The organism is Microbacterium testaceum, assembly GCF_006539145.1.
GTDB lineage: Bacteria > Actinomycetota > Actinomycetes > Actinomycetales > Microbacteriaceae > Microbacterium > Microbacterium testaceum.
This window is the reverse complement of record NZ_BJML01000024.1, coordinates 1-1251: the sequence shown is the minus strand read 5'-3', so window position 1 is coordinate 1251 and position 1251 is coordinate 1. Positions and strand designations below refer to the sequence as shown.

Here is a 1251-nt window from a genome sequence, read left to right as displayed (position 1 = left end):
CGCGCCGCCCGAGGCCGAGCCGCCGGAGCAGCCCGCGAGGGTCAGGGTCGCCGCGACACCGAAGACCGTCAGGGCGGTCGCCTTGCTGTTCCACTTCATTGTGTTCACCGTTCTTTGTTCGGGTTGGTAAGGGGTTGGGGAAAGGGACGCCGCCGCGGCTCAGCCGCGCCGGCCTCCGCTGAGGAACTTGCGCCAGAGGCCTTGAGAGTTGCCGCGGGTCGCGGCCGTGCGACGCACCTGGTCGACGTAGACCGCTGCGATCAGGACGGCGCCCACCGCGACCTGCTGCCAGAAGGGCTGCACGCCGGTGATGACGAAGCCGTTCTGCAGCACCGCGGGAATGAACAGGCCGACGACGGTGCCCATGATCGTGCCGACGCCGCCGAAGAGCGACGTTCCGCCGATGACGACGGCGGCGATCACGTTCAGGTTGGTCTGCGACTGACCCGCGATTGCGGTGGTCGAGAACTGTGAGAGCGACAGGATGCCGCCGAGCCCGGCCAGGGCGCCGGAGATCGTGTAGATCTTGATCAACTGCGCGTCGACCTTCACGCCGACCCGGCGGGCGGCGATCTCACTCGATCCCACCGCCAGCGTGTAGAGACCGAAGCGCGTGAAGTGCAGCACGACCGCGCCGATCAGGATGACGACCAGGGCGATGACGCTGATGATCGGGACGGACCCGAAGACGTTGCCGTACCCGATGGAGACCGTGAGGACGGTGGGCACGTCGCGGATGTCGACGCCGCCGGTGAGGATCTGCGCCAGGCCCAGGGCCATGCCGAGCGAGCCGAGCGTGACGATGAGCGGCGGGATCTTCGCCTTCGCGATGAGGAAGCCGTTGAACAGGCCCCAGCACACACCGCTGAGCACGGCGACGATGATTCCGACGGTCGCGACGCCCCAGCCCTCTCCGCCCATCGCCCGCATGGCGAGCGCCGAGACGACGCCGGAGAACACCAGCACCGAGCCGACGGAGAGGTCGATACCCGCGGTGATGATGACGTAGGTCATGCCCACCGCGAGGACGGCGAGGATCGAGGCGTTCTGGATGATGAGGCGGAAGTTCGACCACTGCGCGAAAGAGTCCGGCGCGATGATGCTGAACACGATGATGATCGCCAGCAGCACCAGGAGGATCTGGAACGCCTGGGTCCGCAGGGCCGCGACGACGGGGTTCGTCTTCTTGTTGTCATCGAACGTGCCGATGGCGACGGTCTCGGTCGGGGGAGTCTTGACGCTCACTTCTGG

1 protein-coding gene is annotated in these 1251 nt (G+C 67.1%); it reads right to left on the bottom strand.

Annotation, left to right across the window (positions count from 1 at the left end; all coding sequences use genetic code 11):
* Nucleotides 1–159 precede the first annotated feature (159 nt).
* The coding region (locus MTE01_RS16865) for an ABC transporter permease (protein WP_218026386.1) at nucleotides 160–1251 on the bottom strand (1092 nt) is incomplete at its 5' end.